The sequence below is a fragment of the Arcicella rigui genome, from assembly GCF_034929435.1.
In the GTDB taxonomy this organism is placed as follows: domain Bacteria; phylum Bacteroidota; class Bacteroidia; order Cytophagales; family Spirosomataceae; genus Arcicella; species Arcicella rigui.
Window position 1 is genome coordinate 84,340 of sequence record NZ_JAYFUM010000017.1, and the last position, 19,465, is coordinate 103,804.

Below are 19,465 nucleotides of genomic sequence, written 5' to 3' on the forward strand. Positions count from 1 at the left end.
CTTTGCATAATTATTACTCGGTGTAATTTCATTCTTCAACCCAAATAACCCTATTGGATATGAACACAATTATGGAAGAAAAAACTCGATACTCAGAAGAGGAACTCAAAGAGTTTGAAGTGTTAATCACTAACAAATTAGAAGATGCACGTGGTGAATTAAATTACATTCGTGAGGCTCTTCACAAGCGTAACGACCCAGGTACTGACGTAACTGCGGGTAGTTCGAAACCAATGGAAGACGGAGCAGATACTTCTGAAAAAGAAAGTATGAGCCAATTGGCAGCTCGTTTACAGAAGTTTTCGACACAATTAGAAAATGCTTTAATCCGTATCAAAAACGGAACGTATGGTGTGTGTATTGATACTGGCAAATTGATTCCAAAAGAACGTTTGAGAGCAGTTCCTCATACTCAGCAAACCATTGAAGCAAAATTAATGAGACAACGTTAGTCCAAAAGATTTACCAAACTATCTTTTGAAACTTGTTTCAGTATTAAACAACATATTTTAGGCTATATTTTTATAGCTCTGAAAATTAGCGTGCCTTTCCTATCTTCATCAAACACAAACATGAAAAATAACTTACCCTTTACAATATTCCAGAAAAAGCGGTTAGCCGCTTTTTTGTTTTTTATACTTGTACAAACGGCTTTTGCACAAGTTCCCAATAGCTATTATTTGCCACAGAATATTAGCTATGACCCAAAAATTCCAACACCACAACAATACTTGGGCTATCAAGTAGGCGATTGGCACATTCAGCACGAACAACTTTTAGGCTACATGAAAAAAGTAGCCGAACTTTCAGACAGAGTAGAACTTAGCGAGTACGGACGTACTTATGAAAATCGTCAATTATTACTCTTGACGATTTCTTCGCCAAAGAATCTTGCTAATATTGAAAAAATAAAAGCCGACCACCACAAATTAGTAGAACCAGAAAAATCGTCGAGTTTAGATACCAAAAATATGCCTATCGTAGTTTGGATGGGTTATTCGGTACACGGAAACGAAGCCAGCGGAACAAATGCCTCGGTTTTAGCATTGTATTACTTGGCTGCCGCACAAGGAGCAGAAATAGATTCGCTTTTGAATGAATCCGTAATTTTACTTGACCCAAGAATTAATCCCGACGGTGGCGAACGTTTTTCAAGCTGGGTAAATGCTAATAAAAGTAACAATTTGGTATCTGACCCCAACAGCCGTGAGTTAAATGAAATGTGGCCCGGCGGAAGATACAATCACTACTGGTTTGATTTGAACCGTGATTGGCTCTACACGCAACATCCAGAAAGTAAAGGTAGAATCCAGAAATTCCATGAATGGAAACCAAATATTCTGACCGACCACCATGAAATGGGACCGAATTCATCTTTCTTTTTTCAGCCCGGTATTCCTGCTCGAACGCATCCACTTACTCCAAAAAAGAATATTGATCTGACAGAATTAATCGGAAAATTCCACGCTACGGCTTTAGACAAAATCGGTTCGTTGTACTTCACAAAAGAAGGTTATGATGATTTTTATTACGGAAAAGGTTCAACTTTTCCTGACGTGCAAGGAAGTATCGGAATTTTGTTTGAACAAGCAAGTTCTCGTGGACATTTGCAGGAAACGCAAAATGGCAATATGAGTTTTGCTTTTACCGTGAGAAACCAGTTCGTCACAACACTTTCTACTTTGCGTGCGGCTAAAGCTTTGCGTCAGGATTTGTTAGATTATCAAAGAAGTTTTTATCAAGAAAAATCTACTTCGGCAACCAAAGCTTTTGTTTTTGGCGGAGGAAACGACAAAGTAAAAGTTTCTGAAATGATTAGAATTCTTCGTCAGCATGAAATTGATGTTTTCAATATGGCGAAAGATGAAGTATTTGAAGGCAAAACTTTCAAAAAAGGCGAAGCTTACGTTGTGCCATTAAGCCAACCACAATATCGTTTAGTACAAGGTATTTTTGAAAAAAGAACCACTTTTGAAGATTCTCTTTTCTATGATATTTCGGCTTGGTCGATGCCACATTGTTTCAATGTACCGTATTCAGAAGTAAAAGTGCCTATTACTTTAGGCGATAAACTGACGGACAATCCTTTCCCAAAAGGAAAAATTATAGGCAATACTACTTACGGTTATGTTTTTGAGTGGGATGGATATTTTGCCCCAAGAACGGCTTATGAATTACAGAAAAAAGGCTATAAATTGAAAGTTGCTACTGAGCCTTTCACAGGTATTTTTGAAGGTGGAACGAAAAACTTTAGCTACGGAACGGTAGAAGTTACTTTTGGTTCAAATCAGCAAGCAGATTTTGCGGCTTTGAAAACACTCTTACAAAGCCTTGCCGAGCGTGATGGTATTGATTTTTATGCTTTGCAAACGGGCTTAACGCCTTCGGGAATTGATTTAGGAAGTAGTTACTTCGCACCGATGCGTCAGCCTAAAATATTGATGCTGACGGGTGCAGGCGTGAATCCAAACGATGCTGGCGAAATTTGGCATTTGTTGGATACAAGAGTAAATATTCCTCTCACGATGTCGGATATTACGCAAGTAAACCGCATGAATTTAGAGAAATATAATACGTTGATTCTTTCAAGTGGTGAGTACGCTACTTTGAACGAAGACAAAATCAAAACTTGGGTACGCAATGGCGGAACATTGATTGCTTTGACGGACGCTGTTGAATGGGCTTCTGCAAAAGGGCTGTCGCCAGTAAAAATCAAGAATATTCCTAATGACACTGCTTCGTTTAAACCTTATGCTTTAGCTGAACGCTACAAAGGAGCACAGCAAACAAGTGGTGCGATTTTCCAAGTAAAATTAGACCCTACGCATCCGATTGGTTATGGTTACAAAGACCAAACTTTGAGTGTTTTCAGAGATAATAATATTTACTTAGAAAAAGTTAAAGACCCATACATTGCTCCACTGATTTATACAAATGAACCATTGGTGAGTGGCTACATAACTGAAAGAAACAAAAAACTGATGAAAAATACGCCTTCGGTAGTAGCAACGGCTTTTGGTGGCGGAAAAGTAATCGTGATGACGGATAATCCAAATTTCAGAGCATTTTGGTACGGCACAAATAAATTGTTTTTGAATGCTATTTTCTTTGGCTCAACGATACTTTCTGGAGTACGTGGAGGAGAGGAAGACTAACGATTTTGGATTTATGATTTCGGATTTCGGAATCTGTTTTTGAAAGCTTAAGATTTCTTATCAATTTAGCCCTTAAATTTTCTAATGTAGTTTAGAAATTTAAGGGCTTTTTTTGATTAAATTTTTATTGAAATACAAAAGCTCATCGCTCATTACTCAAAGCTTTTATGATGACCAAGCCAGCTCTCAGAAAATATTATCTTTCCAAACGAAAAGCCCTTTCCCAAACAGAAGTATTGGCAAAAAGTCAGGCGATTGTCGAGCTTTTTTTTCAGCATTTCAAGCTTGATATTGTAAAATATCTTCATACTTTTCTGCCAATCATCAAGCAAAATGAAATCAATACTTTTTTATTGATTGAAAGACTCCAAACTGAATTTCCACAAGTACAAATTGTTGTGCCAAAGAGTATTCCCGACACATACCAAATGGAACATTTTCTGTACAATAAAGAAGCACTTGTAGAAAATAAATGGGGAATTCCAGAACCCGTTTTTGGCGAATTGATTCCGCCAAAAAAGCTGTCGCTGGTACTTGTTCCCTTACTGATTTTTGACAAAGCAGGAAACAGAGTCGGTTATGGAAAAGGGTTTTACGACCGTTTTCTTCAAGAGTGTAATTCGGATGTTATGAAGGTTGGTTTGTGTATCGAAGAAGCCATTGAGACGATTGGCGATTTGAACGAATTTGACGTAAAATTAGACTACTGTATTACGCCAAATGGGCTTTATACCCTGTAATAAATAAGTTTTTTTATGAAAAACAAAAAAATCTACAATTTTGCTCTACTATTCCCAAGATATTCCTTTTCTCTTCCAATTTTATCAAGTAATTTTGCAAACTTTTTATTTTTCTTGGATTCAAGAAATTATTCTTAATGCCAATTCATCAGAATCTTAATGTTTAAAGAATCTATTTCGCTTTTAATTTATGAAAAATAAAATGTTGTTGTTTTTATTGTTGATGTTAGCGGGGAATTCATTCGCTCAAGAGGTAAAGAAAACACTTTATCCGATTTATATAAAAAGGACGTTTTTGGGCGTGAAATTTTTATATGATAGACAAACGATAGACCATGCTTCGGCTTTACAAATTCCGATGTTACAGGCTCAAGACCCTAAAGTAAGTGTTGAGTTTTTGACCTATCAGCAACAACAAAAACTTGTTAAGTTGATAAATATTATACCTGCTGGAGTTTCACTTTATACGATTTTTAATCGAGACAAAGTATCAAGTGGCTTTTATTGGACGACTGTCGGAACGACACTTTTGGTTTCTTCGTATTTGAATATCAAGTCAAACACGCATTTATCCAAAGCCATTAATCGCTACAATGAAGTTATCAGCAGTAACCAAATTGGCTTAAACGTACAAACAACTGCCGATAAACAGGCGATTTTGGGCGTAGGTTTAATTCATAATTTTTAATTTTTTACTAATTAATTCATAATCAATTTCAAAAATGAAAGTAGCAGTAGTCGGAGCCACTGGTTTGGTCGGTGGCGAAATCCTTAAAGTGTTAGCGGAACGTAATTTCCCAGTAACAGAACTTATTCCAGTTGCCTCTGAGCGTTCAGTAGGTAAACAGGTTGAGTTTAAGGGTAAACAATACACCGTTGTTGGTTTTGATGATGCTATTAAGATGCAACCAAATGTCGCTATTTTCTCGGCAGGTGGTAGTACTTCTTTGGAATTAGCTCCGAAATTTGCAGCGGCAGGAATTACAGTAGTAGATAACTCTTCGGCTTGGAGAATGGACCCTACTAAAAAATTAATCGTTCCTGAAATCAATGCTTTTACATTAACAGCAGAAGATAAAATCATCGCTAACCCTAACTGTTCGACGATTCAGATGGTGGTAGTGTTGAATCCTTTACATAAAAAATATAAAATCAAACGTGTAGTTGTTTCTACTTACCAATCGGTAACAGGAACGGGTAAAGCTGCGGTTGACCAATTATTTGCTGAACGTGAAGGACGTACAGATGTAAAAGCTGTATATCCACATAAAATCGACTTGAACGTTTTACCTCACATTGATGTATTCTTGGACAATGGTTATACCAAAGAAGAAATGAAAATGGTAAACGAAACCAAGAAAATCATGTTGGATGATTCGATTGCTGTAACGGCAACTACTGTTCGTATTCCAACCATTGGTGGACACTCTGAGGCAGTAAATGTTGAATTTGAAAACGACTTCGATGTTGAAGAAGTGAAAAATATTTTAGCAAATGAAGAGGGTGTAATCTTACAAGATGATCCTAAGAATTTTGTTTATCCAATGCCAATTAATGCTCATGGTAAGGATGAAGTTTTCGTTGGTCGTATCCGTCGTGACGAAACTCAACCTAATACCATCAATATGTGGATTGTAGCTGACAACCTTCGTAAAGGTGCTGCTACGAACGCTGTTCAAATTGCAGAGTATTTGGCTAATAACAATCTTATTTAGTAGTTTACAGGTTTGTTTGATAGTAAAATGAAAGCCGAGATGTTTATCTCGGCTTTTTATTTTTTGGGGACTTTAAGATTTTTAGATGCAAGACGCAAGAGACAAGATATAAGACTTTAGTTTTTTTTGACTTTAAGAGTTTGGACTTGATGACTTTAGGATTTTTAGATGCAAGATACAAGAAGCAAGAGGTAAGATTTTGTTTTTGAGATTTTAGGACTTGATGACTTTAGGATTTTTAGATACAAGATACAAGAAGCAAGAGATAAGACTTTTGTTTTTTAGACTTTAATGATTTTGGACTTGATGACTTTGGTTTTTGGAGTTTATTCTATTTTGTTTTATGCCTTGTAGCGTGTAAGTTTGATAAACTAAAATTTATATTTGTCGGATTGTAAAAAATTGGATAAAATGCCATTTTCAAACCGTTGTAAAGTACCAACTTATCATTAATCACTCATCATTATACTACTTCATCCATGAAACGATATTTTTTACTTATTTTATTGTTAGCCAATATTTTACCTGCTTTTTCTCAAAATGCTTTGTTGGAAAAAACTCGGGCTTATCGTAAAGTTAATGAACATCAACTCTTAGATGAATTCATGGCTTTGCTGTCTATTCCAAATGTGGTTTATGATACTGTTGGCATTCAAAAAACGGCAAATTATATCGTAAAAATGATGGAGGAAAGAGGGATAAAAACGCAAAAGTTAGAAGCCAAAACCAAAGGCGTACCTCCTGTAATTTTTGGAGAAGTAATCAATCCGAATGCGACAAAAACCTTGGTGTTTTATGCCCATTACGACGGTCAGCCCGTAAACCCCAACCAATGGGCGGAGGGAATAAAACCTTTTGAATCTGTTTTCTTAAACGCTTCTTTAGAAAAAGGAGGAAAGATTATTCCCAATCCAAAAGCTCCAGAAAGTATCAATCCTGAGTGGCGAATTTATGGAAGAAGTTCTTCAGACGATAAAGCGGGCGTATTTACAATTTTGACTGCTTACCAAGCCATGAGCAAAATGGGGATAAAGCCCAATGTAAATTTAAAATTCTTTTTTGAAGGCGAAGAAGAGGCAGGTTCAACACATTTAGAAGAAATTTTAGACAAACATAAAGACAAACTCAAAGCTGACCTTTGGATTATTTGCGATGGCCCCGTTCATCAATCTGGACGAAAACAAGTAGTATTTGGCGTTCGTGGCGATGTAAATATGGAAATAAAAGTATTTGCTTCGAAGCGTCCATTACATAGTGGACATTATGGAAACTGGGCACCGAATCCAGCAAACTTGTTAGTAAATCTATTGGCAAGTATGAAAGATGAGAAGGGAAATGTGCTGATTAAAGGTTTTTATGATGATGTTACGCCACTAACCGCTTTAGAAAAACAAGCTTTAGCCAATATTCCAGCACCAGACGAGCAAATGAAAAATGAATTAGGTTTTGTTCGTTCGGAAGGAAACGGAAAATCTTTGGCAGAACTCATCAGTTTGCCTTCGCTGAATATTAATGGTATTGCCAGTGCCAATGTGGGCAAAATGGTTGCGAATATTATCCCAACTTCGGCTACGGCGGCTTTAGATTTACGATTGGTATTGGGCAACGACGCTCAAAGACAAGTACAAAAAGTAATTGAACACATCAAAGCACAAGGCTATTATGTAACCACCAATGAAAGTATTACAGATGAAGAAAGACTGAAATACCCACTCATTGCTCGTGTTCAAGCCAAAGAAGGCTACAATGCCCAACGAACTAAAATGGATTTGCCAATTGCCCAATTAGTCATCAAAGCTGTGCAAAGTACTTCAAAAGAAGAGATTGTATTGATGCCAAGTTCGGGTGGAAGTTTGCCTTTGTACTTGTTTGATAAACATTTATCAACGCCTACGATTACCGTTCCAATTGCCAACCATGACAATAATCAACACGCTGAAAATGAAAATATTAGAATACAAAATCTGTGGAGTGGACTCGAAACTTACGTAGCCTTGATGAGTATTCAATAAATGTTTATCTTTGTTTAGCTGATTTTTTTTGAATCTACCACCATAAACTTGTATCATTTTATGCTTGCAAAAACCTTCGGTAGTGCTGTTCATGGGGTTGATGCCACCATTATCACCGTAGAAGTGAGCGAAGGGCAAGGACAACATTTTTTTATTGTTGGACTTCCCGACGGAGCTGTTAAAGAATCTACCCACCGAGTAGAATCCGCCATTAAACAAACGGGTTTTTTCTTTCCTCGTACCAAAGTAGTAGTGAATCTTGCTCCCGCAGATATTCGCAAGGAAGGCTCTGCCTACGATTTGCCCATTGCTTTAGGGATTATTCACGCTTCAAGTCAGGCGAATTTGAAGATGCTCGAAAATTACGTTATCATGGGTGAGTTGGCATTGGACGGAACTTTGCGACCCATCAAAGGCGTGCTTCCCATTGCGATTGAAGCCCGAAAAAAAGGACTAAAGGGCTTTATTCTTCCTACCGAAAATGCTTCGGAAGCTTCTATCGTCAATAATTTAGATATTATAGGCGTAAATACTTTAGAAGAAGCCGTCGATTTTTTGAAGGGAACATTACAAATTGAACCTTTGGTAACGGATACTCGTGATATTTTCTTTCATTCTCAAAATGATTATGAAGCTGATTTTTCACATGTACAAGGACAAGAAAATATCAAAAGAGCTTTAGAAATTGCCGCTGCTGGCGGACATAATGCCATTATGATTGGGCCTCCCGGTGCAGGGAAAACCATGTTGGCAAAAAGAATTCCTTCGATACTTCCTCCTTTAACTTTACAAGAAGCACTCGAAACCACTAAAATCCATTCAGTAGCAGGAAAACTGGGAGCGAAAGCTACTTTAATTGCTACTCGTCCGTACCGTTCGCCACATCATACGATTTCGGATGCGGCTTTGGTAGGAGGAGGGGGAAATCCACAACCTGGAGAAATTTCCTTAGCCCACAATGGCGTTTTGTTTTTGGATGAATTACCCGAATTCAAGCGTTCGGCATTAGAAGTAATGCGTCAGCCTTTGGAAGAAAGAAAAGTATCTATTTCGAGAGCAAGATGGGCGGTAGAATTTCCATCAAGTTTTATGTTGATTGCTTCCATGAACCCTTGTCCTTGTGGCTATTACAATCATCCAGAAAAAGAGTGCGTTTGTGGCCCGGGTGTAGTGCAGAAGTATTTAAATAAAATTTCAGGGCCTTTGTTAGATAGAATCGACTTGCACGTAGAAGTAACGCCCGTAAAATTTGAACAATTGTCTTCTAATAGAAAATCAGAAAGTTCGGCAGAAATTCGGGAGAGGGTAATTAAAGCCCGAGAAATACAAACCGCTCGTTTTAAAGACCACCCAAACATTTACTCCAATGCCATGATGCCCTCGCAAATGGTAAAAGAAGTATGCGTAATCAGTACGGCAGGAATTGCTTTATTGAAAAGAGCGATGGAAAGACTTCAATTATCAGCAAGAGCTTATGATAGAATTTTGCGAGTAGCTCGCACGATTTCAGACTTAGCAGGCACAGAGGAGATTCGTACAGAACACCTCGCCGAAGCGATACAGTACAGAAGTTTAGACAGAGAAAATTGGGCAGGTTGATTTTAAGGCGTTGGAAGCTTTGTTCGGAAAGCTTCCAACGCCTTAAAACTATAATCTTAAACTATCATGATGAACTAAGAAGTCTTGATAAGCCAAAGCAATTCCTTGTTCCAGCTCGATGGTGTGTTTCCAGCCTTTGGCATGGAGTTTTGAAACATCCATTAACTTTCTGGGTGTTCCGTCTGGTTTAGAAGTATCCCAAATTAATTCGCCTTCAAAACCAACTACTTTTTTCACCGTTTCGGCTAATTCTTTGATGGTTACGTCTGTACCAGTTCCTACGTTGATAAATTCTTCTTCGCTATAATTTTCCATCAAATAAGCACAAGCTTCTGCCAAGTCGTCGGCATGTAAAAACTCACGCATTGGCGAACCTGTTCCCCAAAGGGTAACAGAAGTACTTCCTGCTAATTTGGCTTCATGAAATTTACGAATCATCGCAGGCATTACGTGCGATTTTTCTAAATCATAATTATCATTTGGACCATAAAGATTGGTAGGCATTACAGAAATAAAATCACAGCCGTACTGGCGTCTGTACGATTCACACATTTTAATACCTGCAATTTTCGCAATGGCATAAGGCTCGTTGGTTTGTTCCAATAAACCTGTTAGCAAGTACTCTTCTTTCAAAGGTTGAGGAGCTAATTTTGGATAAATACAAGAAGAACCCAAAAACATCAACTTCTTTACCTTATTCACAAAAGCACTGTGAATGACATTGTTTTGGATAGATAAATTTTCGTACAAGAAATCAGCACGATAAGTATTATTGGCAATAATGCCTCCTACTTTAGCTGCTGCCAGAAATACATAGTCTGGTTTTTCTTGTTCAAAAAAATCGGCTACTGCTTGTTGATTGCGTAAGTCGAGTTCCTTCGAGGTTTTTAGTACAAAATTGCTAAAACCTTTTTCTTGTAGTTTTCTAAGAATTGCCGAACCCACCATTCCTCTGTGGCCAGCAATGTAAATTTTTGCGTTTTTTTCCAAGATTAAAATATAGTATAGTTTACGCTGTTCGTGTGATAGAGTGAAAATCCTTATCTTTACTTATAAAAATAAATAAATCAAATTTTCGTTCACAAAGGTAATACTTTCAAGTGTATAACTGGAAAAACTCCACGTTTGAAACATCCTGATTTACAATTCTTTTGATTCAATACTTATCTTTCATCCAATAGCAATGAAGTCTTTTTTATTCATTTTTCTTTTTATGTTGGGGCTTTCTCTGAATGTCGTTTTTGCACAAAACGAGGATTTTAAGACGAACGCCAAACCGCAAACAGATACTTCTGCAAAGAAAAAAGGCGGAATTTTAGGCGGTTTAATACAGTCGGATTTATTAGATAATTTGAAAAATGCGAAAAAAAACATCAAAGAAAACCAAGATGAATTCAAACGACTGGGAACTGATGCGGGAGATTTGGCGGCTGATTTAGGATTGAAAATTAATAAATCAAAAAAGAAAAATAAAGGCAAGAAAAAGCCCAAAGATGAATACGAGGGCATAAAGTTTGAATTGCGTATCGGGGAATATGGTTCGGGAACAAGGCTGACTTTTGAAGAAATTCACGTTTTGCGGAATCCAGACGAAGCCGAACCGAGTATTTATGCCAAAGAAATTTGGTGGTACGACCCTAAACTTAGGAAAATCACAAACGTACCTCGGAAAGATAAAGATTACGGAGAAGTTTGTCACGGGCCTTATAAAAAATATGTCAATGATGAACTGATAGAAGAAGGCTTTTTTTATGTGGGCGTAAAAGACGGACGTTGGGAAACCTACAACCAACAGTACATATTGCAAAGTAAGGAAAAATATAAAAAAGGTTTTTTAGCCGATGCAAGAATTAGTTATTACGATAAAGCCGAAACTAAAATAAAAGAAGTTATTCCTGTAAGATTCAATAAAGTAACGGGCGATTATCGCTCCTTTTACGAAGGCGGACAACTGAAAGAAGAAGGTAAATTTGATGATAGCGTAAAAGTAGGACGTTGGCGAGAGTATCATCAATTTGGTTCGATGGGGCGTTTGAAAAAAGAAACACTTTATGCCAAAGATAAATTTGATATTTTTGAACCTGTTGTTTTACAGGAAAGAGACGCACAAGGCAAGCTTATTTATGAAGCTCCCAAACAAGTAAAAAAGAAAAATGAAGAAATAGATGAAAATTAAAATACTATTAGGTAAACACATTTAAGCATGTCTTTTATTTATGTAAATAGCTGATTATTAAATGCCTAAAATACTAATAACCAATCACTTTTTACTAATCACTACTTAACCACTTACTATGAAAAAACGTCATCAAGTACTATTGGTACTTGCTATTCTTTCGATAATTACCTTTCTTGACCGAATCGCCTTTTCCACCGCAGGCGAACGGATTACGAAAGAATTAGACTTATCAGCCGTTCAATGGGGTTGGATTTTGGGTTCATTCACTTTAGCTTACGCTCTTTTTGAAATACCGACGGGCTTGCTTGGCGATAAAATGGGAGCAAAGTCGGTGCTGATTAGAGTAGTACTTTGGTGGTCATTTTTTACCATTCTTACAGGTTTTGCTACGGGTTTTGTATCCTTATTGGTCATTCGTTTTTTATTTGGTATCGGCGAAGCAGGAGCGTATCCCAACATGGCAATTACCGTTGCCAAGTGGTTTCCTGCCAACGAACGTGGACAAGCTCAAGCCATTATTTGGGGGGCATCACGCATTGGAGCGGGACTTACGCCCTTTTTAGTAATACCCATTCAGCAAAAATTTGGTTGGCAAGCTTCTTTCTACGTGTTGGGTGGAGTAGGAGTGATTTGGGTGATTTTCTGGCAACTTTGGCATAAAGAAGACCCAACTGAAGCAAAAGATATTGCCGAAAATGAACTTGCCGATATTTTAAAAAATAGGCAATTGAGCAGTCATTCGGGAGATATTTCTATTTTTAAATTATTGAATAATAAAAACTTATGGTATCTCATGGCAATGTATGCCTGTTATGCCACAGGAGTATATTTTTTCCAAAGTTGGCTACCCAAATACTTGCAACAAGGCCGAGGAATAAGTGAAGACCAATTGAAATACATTAGTGCAGCTCCGTTTTTATTAGCCACCATCGGCTGTTTTTTAGGCGGTTTTTTGAGTGATATTTTAGTGAAAAAATATGGCAAGAAATGGGGAAGAAGAATTGTCCCGATAGTAGGTTTAGGAGTATCAGGCGTATTTTTGATTGTATCGGCACTTACTGTCAACAATACCGTAGCCATCATTTTACTATCAGTAGGAATGGCATTTATGGACGTTACTGCACCCGTAGCTTGGGCGGTTTCAATGGATATTGGTGGTACAAGAAGCGGCTCAATTTCAGGAGCGATGAATTCGGCAGGTTTATTGGCGGCTTATTGCAGTACTGTAAGTTTCGGTTATTTAGCCACCAACTTTGGCTATAATTTTCCAGTACTTCTTTTAGGAATCGTCGTCATTATCGGAGCATTCCTTTGGCTAAAAATTAACGCAGAAGAGCAGGTGTAGGAATGAAAGTACCTCTCATATTATTGATAAATAAGCAAGATGGCTGTCTGTTTTTGGGCAGCCATTTTGCTTGTTCTACTATAAATGTTTTTACAGTTGTGAAATAGTTATGGGAATTAAGAAATAAAATACTTTATAAACAAAATGAAAATTATTACTTGGAACTGTAATGGAGCTTTTAGAAAAAAGTTTGAAAGTCTTTTAGATTTCGACGCTGATTTGATTATTGTTCAAGAATGTGAAAATCCTGCCGAAACCAAAGATAAAAAATACGTAGATTGGGCTGTAAACTATTTATGGGTTGGGGATACTAAGAGTAAAGGCATTGGTGTATTTGCAAAGCAAAATATTGATTTACAGCGACTAAATTGGTCAGATATTTATAGCGGACACAAAGTCAAATACTTCCTTCCTTGTTCTGTAAATAAACAATTTGAATTACTTGCAGTTTGGACACATCAAAATAATTCACCAAACTTTGGTTATATCGGACAGTTCTGGAAATATTTACAGATAAATAAACGCCATCTAACCAATACTATCATCGCTGGAGATTTTAATAGTAATACTATTTGGGATGAATGGGACAGATGGTGGAATCATTCAGATGTAGTAAAGGAGTTAAAAGCAGTCAATATTGAGAGCCTTTATCATACTTTTACTAAAGAAGAACAAGGTAAAGAATCCCAACCTACTTTTTTCTTACATCGCAATACGCTAAAGCCATATCACATAGATTATTGCTTTGCTTCCATGCAATTTGTTGATAAACTTAATAATGTTACCATAGAACCTTTTGAAAAATGGAAGCATTTAAGCGACCATTCACCGATGATAATTGTGTTTAGCGATAAGTAAAATAGGCTCTTTAAAAATATTAATGCTCAGAGGAAAATTAAAAATGGATTGAGGAAGATATAGACACCTTCCCTTTAGTTGTACTGAATTCTCTGTATTTTTCGCTTATCATACTAATACTTTCTGTTCAATTTCATTGAATACAGGAGTGTATAAATCTATTTCTTTTTCCTCTGTTTCTAATGAAACTATTAAACTGTAACGTACTTTTTCATTAAATTTCTTCTGTCTCTTCAAATTTTTATACCATCCATTCTTAGGAAAAACAGCCAAAATATTTCTTTTAGACATTTCTCTGCCCGTTGATGTAATAAAATCTTTTCTGATAGAACCCTTTGAATTACTATTTTTTCCAATTTCCCATTCTACCCCTTTTCTGTCAGGTCTATTTTCTTTTGTTTCATTTTCAGGTTTTGAAATACGAATTTTGAATTCATCTTCGGTTTCATTTCGCTTATTTATGTCAAAATCTAATTGATGAGAATGATATGCATAATGCGTTGCTAATCTTCTACTCCCAGGATTAGGCTCTATATAGTACGATAATGTAACGGTTAATTTAACATTTTTTTCTTCTAATGACTCTAATGCTTCTTTGGGCCAAGGAAGTTTAAAAAGGTGATATTCATTGTATTGTCCTTTTGATTGTTCAAATTTATAAGGTTGTATTTCTCGTTCTATAATAAGTGTTAAAGAGTTATTAGCACTGAACATTGCTTTTTGAAGATTAGGAACACCGTATCCTACGGTTCTTAAAACTTCAAACTTGCTTTTTCCAGTTATCATTTGTGGAGTCCAATCAGCAGAATGAACAAGTAATCCTCTTATCGTTTCGACCCAATAATTAGGATATATTGTCCTTAATTCAGCGACCATTTTTGAAGCTATACCTGCGGCTCCACTTGTATCACCAAAATTTGTAAATTTTTTATAATTAAAATCTTTGCTCAATGAAGTAACATCTAAGCTATTATACCCTGTTACATCTCCATTGGAGTCATAGACTAAATTTCCTCCTTCAAATACCACATCTGGTTTGATACTCCAATTTTTATCAAAAAGTAAAGATGTGGAATTACTTGGAGCCATAGCTCCATATTCTGCCAGAGGTTTATAGCCTGTTGAAATATCTATCTTTACTTTTCTTGTATAAGTTCCAATCGTTAAGGCATTATATGCTTGTGCTGGATCGTGAATACATTCTGTTTCATTTAAGGCTGGGTAGTCCTCTCGCTTTGTAATATATACATTACCCCCACTAATAATAAATAGTTGAGGTTCAGAATATTTCCCAAAACATAAATTATCAATTGAAGATGACCAAGAGGAAGGACGACCATTAAATCTGAAATTATGGTCTGTAACTGTTAAACAAAAAATTCTTTGATTTGTAGGTCTATCTATCGAGGGAGTTGCCACAGCACTCTCCATAATTGCACCATATAACTCAGGGTCATTAGGCTTATTATGGAACAAAATTTTAAATGATTCAAGCCCATGATAAATATCAATTTTATCTTTTGAGCTTAGAGCATCGGTTAAATCTCCATATAGAGCAAGTCCCGCTACACCTGTTCCGTGTCCATCAAAAGGATGACTATCTTCAGTACCCCAAGAAGAATTATAAGTATATAAGTGACTATCAGGAAGAAAGGGATTTATTAACGGATGTTTATTATTTACTCCTGAATCCAATAAACAAACTAATATGCTATTTTCATCAAATTTACAGTTAGTTCTTTGTTGTAAATCTTCTAACCATGCCTTTTTATCACCATAGGTAACATTCTTATCTAAAATAAAATCTGCAATTTCTTGTGGTTTACGAAGTTCTGCTAAGTTGTCAAGCAGTAATAGAGAACTTGAAAGCTGCTTTGCACTTCCTTTTACTAATTTAACAACATACTCAGCTAACTCAATTTGAGAAACTCCAATTTGACATCCTACCCCCTCTAAATTTTGAGAAACTTCTGCTAACTTATCTTTGTAATTGTCCGTTTTCCTAAACCAAACCTCCCACCAGATATTTTCTTTTTCATTAGGAAATGGAATTTCAGGAGAATCAGCCCAGAAAGATTTTAACGTTGCAATTTCTATATTACTTATATTATTCAGTAAAGCTTGATTACTAAATTTACCTTTCTCTGTGTCTTTAAGAGGGTCTAAAAAGTTTTTAATTTTTTGAATAAACTCAGTTATACCTCGTTCATTTACAACCACTAATACAGTACTCCTAAATTCTATTTTACCTTCAACTCTTCTCTCTTCATTTTCAATTTTTAAAAGTTGGAATAAAACTTTATTCTTTTTAACCCCATCTTTATCAAATTTATCAAAATCTAATTTTGTACCCCATTCTGATGTAAACTCAACATAGACTGAGTTATCTCTGGCAAAGTTTGTATTTTCAAGTAGTTGAAGATTGTAATGCTCTTTTACTTTCACTAATTTTTCAAGCAAATAATTACCAAACCACCTATCTCTTTCGATTAACAGAGGATTATTAAGACTTTTATGAGGTGTTTTGTAGGGGCTTTCGCTGTAATACCCATTGACTTTAAGGTGTGACTTATTCTTTTTCATTTACAGCATTTCTTGAATTTAATAAGCTTTTTAATGTTGATAATTCGAGAAGAGAAGAGTCATTAAGAATCATTTCTTTTATTGTATCCTTACAAATCCTTACAATCTCTGAATAGTTTAAACCCTTTGCAATTTTAGCAAGCTCTGTATAATTTACTTTACTGGAAAAAGTATAAGCTCTTGTATGTTTCTTGATAATATCAATTATATGCTTTTCATCTGGTAGAGGGTATTCTAAGATTTCATCAAATCTTCTAAATAGAGCTTTATCTAATGACTCTGGTAGATTCGTTGCAGCTATGATAATACTATTACTCTGGTCTTTTTCAATATTAATTAAAAAGGAGTTTAAAACTCTTTTGATTTCTCCAATATCTTGACCTTGATTTCTTTGAGAACCAATAGAGTCAAATTCATCAAATAGATAAACTGCTCTATGGTCATTCATTGCATCGAAAATCAATCTAAGCTTTGCTATTGATTCTCCTAAATATTTTGACATTAGACCATCAAGGCGAATTATATAAACAGCTATGCCAAGTTCTCCTGCAATTGCCTGTGCTGTCATTGTTTTACCCGTTCCAGGTGAACCTGTCAGTAATAATTTTCTTTTAGGCTCTAAATTGTGAGCTTTTAGTAATTGCCACTTTTCTTGTTCCTTGATAACTTTTGATAGCGTATTCTTTATATTTTCATCTAAAACCATATCATTCATATTAATTTTAGGCTGAAATACCTCTATCAATTCTTGAAGTTCTCTTTTGGGTAGATTGAGAGGGACTGCTTTCTGTTGAATAACATTTAGCGTTCTTTCCTTCTTAGCTAAATCAATAAGCTTTTTTAGCTCTTGAGCAAAAGTAGTATGCCCTTGCTTAGCTTCAGTAGCCGCTATTTGCAAAGCAGTGGCAAAGAAACGAGCTTCATCTTCGTCTCCAAATGATTTTATTAAGGTTTTTATTTGGTCAGCGGCAGCCATCAGAGTTTTTTTTACAAAATTACTTATATATAGCCTATATTACTAAAAATTGGTTTTAGATTTAAACTTGGGTATAAATATTTTTAATCAGGAGTATTACCATCATGCTGAAAACTATACAGTCTATAAAAAAAAGCCCCAAGAGATTGGGGCTTTTTCATTATCATTAAATCTTTATTTCTATAACCAAAGTCAATGATTGAGATTAAATATCTTGTTCCCATTCACTACGCATTTGTTTAACATTATCATGAATTTTTTGAGCAGATTCGTCTGAAAGTTTTCCCCAAAAATCAGCCATCGTAACTTTTCTGGGCAATTCTTCTACGATTTCTTCAATAGCGTACATAAGTACTTCTATTTTCTTCCCTACATATTCTTGTGGTACAGATAAAAGAATATCTCTTTGTTCTGGAGTAATACTTGTTCTTAACATCTCACAAAAGGATTTATCGTAAACAATAATCACTCTTCCAAACCATTGAAAGAGTGATTTATAAACAAATGTAATATGTTATTCCTACAAAACAAAACCAACACCAACGGTTGAGTTTGTTTGGTCGTCCACTAAAATAAAGGCACCATTTGCAGGGTTATATTCGTATTTATCTGCAAAAATTGGCTTCGCAGTTTTTAATACGATTTCTCCAATTTCGTTCAATTTCAATTCAGAAACTGCATCTACAATTGTGTCTTGATTCACTACGTCAATCTTATTATTCAAAGCAACTACTTTTGCTTTTGAATCATTAATGCCGTGTTGAAGAATATATGTTTTGCCTGAAATCAATGGTTTTGAATCCATCCAACAAATCCTTGCAGTGATTTCTTTCAATGGTTCAAGTGTTGAAGTTGACTTCACCAACATATTACCACGAGAAACATCAACGTCAGTTTCTAAAGTAATTACTACTGATTCTTTTGCTCCTGCTTTTGCTAATTGCGTACCGAATTTTTCAATCGTAGCAATTTTGGAGTTTTGTCCTGTTGGTAAAACTGTAATTTCATCTCCCACCGAGAAAGAACCACTGGCAATTTTACCTGCATAACCTCTGTAATCGTGGAATTCTTCTGTTTTTGGACGAACTACAAACTGTACAGGGAAACGTGCTGGCTTTTTGATTTCGTCGAAATTAGTTTCTTCTAATTCTTCCAATAAAGGCAAGCCCTCAAACCAAGGCATTTTATCTGACTTCGTCGAAAGGTTTTGTCCGTACAAAGAAGACATTGGGATGAACGTAATTTCTTGTCCTTCAAAAGCTACTTTATCTGCTAATTTCTGAATATCAGCTTTGATAGCATTGAAACGTTCTTCCGAATAAGCCACTAAGTCCATTTTGTTTACACATACAATTACTTTCGGAATACGAAGCATTGATGAAATGAAGAAGTGACGGAAGGTTTGTTCCAACACACCATTACGAGCATCTACTAAAATCATCGACACCTTTGCGTTAGAAGCACCCGTAACCATGTTACGAGTATATTCAAAGTGACCGGGCGTATCTGCGATGATGTATTTACGTTTTGGTGTCGAGAAATAAATATTGGCAACGTCGATAGTGATACCCTGTTCACGTTCGGCGATAAGTCCATCCGTTAATAAAGAAAGGTCTAAAAAGTCTAAACCTTTACGTTTTGAAGCTGCCTCAAGTGCTTCAATTTTATCACGAGTAATTGATTGAGTTTCGTATAAAAGTCGTCCGATGAGGGTACTTTTCCCATCATCCACCGAACCTGCTGTTGCTATTCTTAAAATATCCATCTACTGAGTGAGGAGTTTTGAGTGCGGAGTGAGGAGTAAAATTTTCATCAATATTGATGCTCTTCTACCTCTCACTTTATTTCTTATTATTTTCTTTTGCCGTTTTACTTGACGAGATAAAAATAGCGGTCAATTCGTCCGCCTCTTTCATAAGGTCTTTTAATAACTCTTCTTTCACAATTCCAGATTCTACTAATAATTCCATCCAAAATAATGATTCATTAGTTTCCTCAACAACAATTGCAATCTTTGCTATAAAATCAGCGGGTGATTTTGCTCTACAAGATGCTCTGTAATTTGCTCCTACCGATGTTCCACAATGAAGTAATTGTTTTCCAATTACTTGTGCAGTTGGTTTATTAGGTAAACTTTCAACAAGCTTGATAATTCTCAAAGCGAACGATTTTGTTCTATTTTTAAGATTATCATATCCCATTTTGAGTGAAGAGTTTTGAGTGCTGAATGCTGAGTTTATTTAAGTGTTGAATGTCGAGTTTTGAGTGAGGAGTTGTTTTGTAAATCAGTATTTATTTTACTC

At 35.9% G+C, this 19,465-nt stretch carries 16 protein-coding genes; 10 read left to right on the forward strand and 6 right to left on the reverse strand.

The annotated features are described in order from the left end of the window. Positions 1 to 71 precede the first annotated feature (71 nt). The 7 genes from VB248_RS14645 to VB248_RS14675 all read left to right on the forward strand — a co-directional run bounded on the left by VB248_RS14645 (position 72) and on the right by VB248_RS14675 (position 9,221). Positions 72 to 452, forward strand: coding sequence for a TraR/DksA family transcriptional regulator (locus VB248_RS14645; RefSeq protein ID WP_323297542.1), 381 nt, complete (start codon positions 72 to 74; stop codon positions 450 to 452). Positions 453 to 572: 120 nt separating this feature from the next. Continuing rightward, positions 573 to 3,155: a M14 family metallopeptidase gene (locus VB248_RS14650; protein WP_323297543.1), complete on the forward strand. Its 2,583-nt coding sequence runs from the start codon at positions 573 to 575 to the stop codon at positions 3,153 to 3,155. A 167-nt stretch (positions 3,156 to 3,322) separates the two neighbouring features. Next, positions 3,323 to 3,895: a 5-formyltetrahydrofolate cyclo-ligase gene (locus VB248_RS14655; RefSeq protein WP_323297544.1), complete on the forward strand. Its 573-nt coding sequence runs from the start codon at positions 3,323 to 3,325 to the stop codon at positions 3,893 to 3,895. A 190-nt stretch (positions 3,896 to 4,085) separates the two neighbouring features. Further along, a complete protein-coding gene (locus tag VB248_RS14660) occupies positions 4,086 to 4,583 on the forward strand; it encodes a hypothetical protein (RefSeq protein WP_323297545.1) in 498 nt (165 codons plus the stop codon). A 34-nt stretch (positions 4,584 to 4,617) separates the two neighbouring features. Beyond that, positions 4,618 to 5,610, forward strand: a complete 993-nt coding sequence (locus tag VB248_RS14665) for an aspartate-semialdehyde dehydrogenase (protein ID WP_323297546.1) — start codon at positions 4,618 to 4,620, stop codon at positions 5,608 to 5,610. Positions 5,611 to 6,089: 479 nt separating this feature from the next. Beyond that, entirely contained in the window at positions 6,090 to 7,622 is a 1,533-nt protein-coding gene (locus tag VB248_RS14670) for a M20/M25/M40 family metallo-hydrolase (protein ID WP_323297547.1), read from the forward strand. Positions 7,623 to 7,682: 60 nt separating this feature from the next. Then, the gene (locus VB248_RS14675) at positions 7,683 to 9,221 is read left to right on the forward strand and encodes a YifB family Mg chelatase-like AAA ATPase (RefSeq protein WP_323297548.1); all 1,539 of its coding nucleotides are present in this window, start codon (positions 7,683 to 7,685) and stop codon (positions 9,219 to 9,221) included. A 48-nt stretch (positions 9,222 to 9,269) separates the two neighbouring features. Here the strand turns inward: VB248_RS14675 and fcl are convergent, their stop codons facing one another. Further along, on the reverse strand, positions 9,270 to 10,211 hold the full coding sequence (gene fcl, locus VB248_RS14680) for a GDP-L-fucose synthase (protein ID WP_323297549.1): 942 nt from the start codon (positions 10,209 to 10,211) through the stop codon (positions 9,270 to 9,272). Between the two features lie 193 nt (positions 10,212 to 10,404). Between fcl and VB248_RS14685 the strand changes: the two genes are divergently transcribed. The 3 genes from VB248_RS14685 to VB248_RS14695 all read left to right on the forward strand — a co-directional run bounded on the left by VB248_RS14685 (position 10,405) and on the right by VB248_RS14695 (position 13,603). Further along, positions 10,405 to 11,397, forward strand: coding sequence for a toxin-antitoxin system YwqK family antitoxin (locus VB248_RS14685; protein WP_323297550.1), 993 nt, complete (start codon positions 10,405 to 10,407; stop codon positions 11,395 to 11,397). A 118-nt stretch (positions 11,398 to 11,515) separates the two neighbouring features. Continuing rightward, complete coding sequence (locus VB248_RS14690) at positions 11,516 to 12,745, forward strand: MFS transporter (protein ID WP_323297551.1); 1,230 nt, start codon at positions 11,516 to 11,518, stop codon at positions 12,743 to 12,745. Between the two features lie 144 nt (positions 12,746 to 12,889). Further along, on the forward strand, positions 12,890 to 13,603 hold the full coding sequence (locus VB248_RS14695; protein ID WP_323297552.1) for an endonuclease/exonuclease/phosphatase family protein: 714 nt from the start codon (positions 12,890 to 12,892) through the stop codon (positions 13,601 to 13,603). Between the two features lie 108 nt (positions 13,604 to 13,711). Here the strand turns inward: VB248_RS14695 and VB248_RS14700 are convergent, their stop codons facing one another. The 5 genes from VB248_RS14700 to VB248_RS14720 form a co-directional block, all read right to left on the reverse strand. Continuing rightward, positions 13,712 to 16,186: a S8 family peptidase gene (locus tag VB248_RS14700; protein ID WP_323297553.1), complete on the reverse strand. Its 2,475-nt coding sequence runs from the start codon at positions 16,184 to 16,186 to the stop codon at positions 13,712 to 13,714. Further along, positions 16,173 to 17,162: an AAA family ATPase gene (locus VB248_RS14705; protein ID WP_323297554.1), complete on the reverse strand. Its 990-nt coding sequence runs from the start codon at positions 17,160 to 17,162 to the stop codon at positions 16,173 to 16,175. The genes VB248_RS14700 and VB248_RS14705 overlap by 14 nt, the downstream gene beginning before the upstream one ends. A 205-nt stretch (positions 17,163 to 17,367) precedes the next feature. Then, a complete protein-coding gene (locus tag VB248_RS14710; RefSeq protein WP_323297555.1) occupies positions 17,368 to 17,598 on the reverse strand; it encodes a hypothetical protein in 231 nt (76 codons plus the stop codon). Between the two features lie 84 nt (positions 17,599 to 17,682). Further along, a complete protein-coding gene (locus tag VB248_RS14715) occupies positions 17,683 to 18,927 on the reverse strand; it encodes a sulfate adenylyltransferase subunit 1 (protein ID WP_323297556.1) in 1,245 nt (414 codons plus the stop codon). Between the two features lie 76 nt (positions 18,928 to 19,003). Beyond that, the gene (locus tag VB248_RS14720; protein ID WP_323297557.1) at positions 19,004 to 19,363 is read right to left on the reverse strand and encodes a four helix bundle protein; all 360 of its coding nucleotides are present in this window, start codon (positions 19,361 to 19,363) and stop codon (positions 19,004 to 19,006) included. Positions 19,364 to 19,465 lie beyond the last annotated feature (102 nt).

What these genes read in the sequence shown, in the direction of transcription:
- VB248_RS14695 (WP_323297552.1), top strand. Translation starts at nt 12,890, where the DNA reads ATGAAAATTATTACTTGGAACTGTAATGGAGCTTTTAGAAAAAAGTTT.
- VB248_RS14665 (WP_323297546.1), top strand. Translation starts at nt 4,618, where the DNA reads ATGAAAGTAGCAGTAGTCGGAGCCACTGGTTTGGTCGGTGGCGAAATC.
- VB248_RS14655 (WP_323297544.1), top strand. Translation starts at nt 3,323, where the DNA reads ATGATGACCAAGCCAGCTCTCAGAAAATATTATCTTTCCAAACGAAAA.
- VB248_RS14690 (WP_323297551.1), top strand. Translation starts at nt 11,516, where the DNA reads ATGAAAAAACGTCATCAAGTACTATTGGTACTTGCTATTCTTTCGATA.
- VB248_RS14710 (WP_323297555.1), bottom strand. Translation starts at nt 17,598, where the DNA reads ATGTTAAGAACAAGTATTACTCCAGAACAAAGAGATATTCTTTTATCT.
- VB248_RS14720 (WP_323297557.1), bottom strand. Translation starts at nt 19,363, where the DNA reads ATGGGATATGATAATCTTAAAAATAGAACAAAATCGTTCGCTTTGAGA.
- VB248_RS14650 (WP_323297543.1), top strand. Translation starts at nt 573, where the DNA reads ATGAAAAATAACTTACCCTTTACAATATTCCAGAAAAAGCGGTTAGCC.
- VB248_RS14675 (WP_323297548.1), top strand. Translation starts at nt 7,683, where the DNA reads ATGCTTGCAAAAACCTTCGGTAGTGCTGTTCATGGGGTTGATGCCACC.
- VB248_RS14715 (WP_323297556.1), bottom strand. Translation starts at nt 18,927, where the DNA reads ATGGATATTTTAAGAATAGCAACAGCAGGTTCGGTGGATGATGGGAAA.
- VB248_RS14660 (WP_323297545.1), top strand. Translation starts at nt 4,086, where the DNA reads ATGAAAAATAAAATGTTGTTGTTTTTATTGTTGATGTTAGCGGGGAAT.
- VB248_RS14700 (WP_323297553.1), bottom strand. Translation starts at nt 16,186, where the DNA reads ATGAAAAAGAATAAGTCACACCTTAAAGTCAATGGGTATTACAGCGAA.
- VB248_RS14705 (WP_323297554.1), bottom strand. Translation starts at nt 17,162, where the DNA reads ATGGCTGCCGCTGACCAAATAAAAACCTTAATAAAATCATTTGGAGAC.
- VB248_RS14685 (WP_323297550.1), top strand. Translation starts at nt 10,405, where the DNA reads ATGAAGTCTTTTTTATTCATTTTTCTTTTTATGTTGGGGCTTTCTCTG.
- VB248_RS14645 (WP_323297542.1), top strand. Translation starts at nt 72, where the DNA reads ATGGAAGAAAAAACTCGATACTCAGAAGAGGAACTCAAAGAGTTTGAA.
- VB248_RS14670 (WP_323297547.1), top strand. Translation starts at nt 6,090, where the DNA reads ATGAAACGATATTTTTTACTTATTTTATTGTTAGCCAATATTTTACCT.